This window comes from Aestuarium sp., assembly GCF_023253315.1.
Lineage (GTDB): Bacteria > Pseudomonadota > Alphaproteobacteria > Rhodobacterales > Rhodobacteraceae > Marivivens > Marivivens donghaensis.
Genome location: NZ_JALRGW010000164.1, coordinates 1 through 651 on the forward strand (window position 1 = coordinate 1; position 651 = coordinate 651).

2 protein-coding genes are annotated in these 651 nt (G+C 35.9%); both read right to left on the bottom strand.

All coding sequences use genetic code 11. From position 1 onward, the window contains the following. On the bottom strand, positions 1 to 391 hold a 391-nt coding region (locus tag AC1QQ2_RS14830), incomplete at its 3' end, for a tail sheath stabilizer and completion protein (protein ID WP_479713721.1). A 31-nt stretch (positions 392 to 422) separates the two neighbouring features. Next, positions 423 to 651 (bottom strand): hypothetical protein (locus tag AC1QQ2_RS14835; protein ID WP_479713722.1); only part of this gene is annotated, 229 nt, incomplete at its 5' end.

Here is a 651-nt window from a genome sequence, read left to right on the forward strand (position 1 = left end):
GCTGGTGTCTTTTAATAGTGTACACATTACCTATTTCATTTTCGTAGTTGCTTGTTTCTTCATTATACTTTTTTTCGTATACTGGTACATTTTCTTCAAACTGTGGATATGTTCTACTTTGTGGAGCAAGTTCTAATCCAGTAACATAGCAACTGATAAATGGAACACTGTTAAGCATATTTTCACTGTTTTCTTTTACAATGTGTGCAGCCATACGATTTATATCACCGTAACGTACAGGAACAGTTTGATATTTTGTATTACCGTTTTGATCTGTGCTCATAGCAATTTGGAATCCGGCAAAGATTCTAATAAATTGCTGAATGTATCTGCGTAATTGTCTATCGTAAAAATACGGTACTGCAGTTATTTTAGTGTTACCAGTAGCCATCTATAATCCTATCTATATGTATTTATTTGTTTTAAGGATTCCCTGAAGTTGCAACGATTTCCGAAAGTGCTTGTGTCAGTTGTAGTAATGATGCTGCATTACCTGGAGTTGCAATAGTTACATATTCGGTGGTTTGTAGTTTTCCTGATAGAGATTGTCCTCCTGGGAATACACCACGTGTTGCGTTGTTTGTAGCACCTGGTGTTGTTCTGCCAGATGTTAATATACCAAATGATGCTGCATTACCTTGTGTAGCTATT